General features: G+C 77.5%; 2 protein-coding genes. Both read right to left on the reverse strand.

The window, feature by feature from the left end:
- Nucleotides 1–1232, reverse strand: a 1232-nt coding sequence (locus tag Q7W29_07650; GenBank protein ID MDO9171688.1) for a hypothetical protein, incomplete at its 3' end; no start/stop codon positions are given.
- On the reverse strand, nt 1229–2104 hold an 876-nt coding region (locus tag Q7W29_07655), incomplete at its 5' end, for a divergent polysaccharide deacetylase family protein (protein MDO9171689.1). The genes Q7W29_07655 and Q7W29_07650, both read right to left, overlap by 4 nt.

Consider the following 2104-nt stretch of genomic DNA (forward strand, 5'->3'; position numbering starts at 1 on the left):
GCCGCCGCGTAGGCGCCCAGGCGTGCCTGCAGGGCGTCGCCCCCCCCCTCGGGGAACTTCAGGGCGCCGGTGTGGCACTCGGCCAGGCAGTCGCCGCAGGCGAGGCAGGTCTCGGGGCGAATCGCCGCGACGTGGCCGTTGTGGCGCACGCCATCGTTGCCGCAGAGCGACACGCACATGCCGCAACCGCCGCAGACCGCGCGCTCGATCCGCGGCTGCACCCCCTGCTGCAGGGCGCGCTTCCCGTCGGCCGAGGCGCAGGCCAGCGCCGTGGCCCGCACCGCTCCGGCCAGGCCGGAACGCGGGTGGCAGCCCAGCCGCAGCCCGATCAGCAGGCCGGGGGCCTCGTGCGCGACGCGGGACAGGGAGGCGAAGGGCACGGCGGCGTCCAGCAGCGCCGCGGCGGCGAGGTCCAGGGCCACGGGGTCGGCCGCGGCCAGCACCCCGAGGTCCGGCAGGGCGGCGGCCCGGGCCAGGTTGACGGCCCGGCGCTGGGGCTCGCCCAGCAGGAAGGCCAGCCAGACGCCCCGCCGCGGCTTGCCGCGCACGACCGCCGCCGCGTAGGCGCCCAGGCGCGCCTGCAGGGCGTCGCCCCCCCCCTCGGGGAACTTCAGGGCGCCGGTGTGGCACTCGGCCAGGCAGTCGCCGCAGGCGAGGCAGGTCTCGGGGCGGATCGCCGCGACGTGGCCGTTGTGGCGCACGCCGTCGTTGCCGCAGAGCGACACGCACATGCCGCAACCGCCGCAGACCGCGCGCTCGATCCGGGGCTGCACCCCCTGCTGCAGGGCGCGCTTCCCGTCGGCCGAGGCGCAGGCCAGCGCCGTGGCCCGCACCGCTCCGGCCAGCCCAGAACGCGGGTGGCAGCCCAGCCGCAGCCCGATCAGCAGGCCGGGGGCTGCGTGCACATCGCGGGACAACGAGGCGAAGGGCACGGCGGCGTCCTGCAGCGGCACCCCGACGGCGTCGGGGCTCGGCCCCGCGAGGGGCGGCAGCGTGGCCAGCGGGTGGCCGCGCTCGCGCAGGCGGTCCAGCACCGGCACCGTCCAGCCCAGGAACTGCTCCTCGGCGCGGCTCCGGTTGTGGTCCTGCAGGTGGTAGGCCAGGGGCAGGTCGCGCGGCGGGTCCAGGTCGCGCAGGACCGCTTCGACGAGACGCACCGCCCGCCCGCCGACCGTCGCGGCGTCCGCGGCCGCGGTCAACGGCGCGTGGTAGACGACGCCGCCGCGCGTCACGGCAGCATCCCGGTCGCGTCGCGGCGGGCCGCCTCGAGCGCCAGCAGCTCCGACACGGTCACCATGCGCAGTCCCTGTTCCCGCAGCCGCGGCAGCTCCTCGCTCAGGATCGCCAGCGTCTCGGGGTAGGGATGGCAGAGGCCCACCGCGGCGCCGCGCGCCCGCGCCGACTTCACCAGCCGGGCGAGCAGCTCGCGGACCTGCTCGCGGCTGGTCGTGCTCTGGTCCAGGAAGATGCGGTTGACGAGCGTCGGCACCCCGGCCTCGCGCATCCGCCGCGCCGCGACCGAGTGCGGCGTGGTCAGGCTGTCGACGAAGTACAGGTCGCGCGCGGCCAGCTCGTCGGCCAGCGCCGCCATCAGCGCGGGATCGGCGGTGGCGGCGCTGCCCATGTGGTTGTTCAGGCCGCGGGCGCCCGGCACGCCCGCGAGCGCGGCGTCGAGGATCGCGGCGACCTGCCCGCGGTCCATGCCCAGCCGCAGCGGGTCGGGACCGGGATCCTGGTCGGGGTAGCCCTCGGGCTCCATCGGCAGGTGCAGCATGATCTCGCGGCGGCGCGACGGCGGCGCGGCGGCGGTCGCTTCCGCTGTGCCCCGGACCGGTTCGTCACGGTCCGGCAGCGCCAGCGGCGTCGCCTGCAGGGCGTCCTGGCGGGAGAAGCGCAGGCCCGGCAGGATGGAGAAGGTCAGCGGGAAGTCCAGCTCGGCGAAGCCGCGGGTCGTGTTGTCGCGACGGTGGCCCCAGTCGTCGACGACGATGGCGATCGTCGGGACGTCGAGGGGACCGAGCAGGTCGGTCAGCGACGGCGGCGCCGGCGGGGCGGGCTCGGTCCGGGGCGGGGCGGGACGGGCCCGCTGCACCGCCGGCTCCGC

Source organism: bacterium, from assembly GCA_030654305.1.
GTDB lineage: Bacteria > Krumholzibacteriota > Krumholzibacteriia > LZORAL124-64-63 > LZORAL124-64-63 > PNOJ01.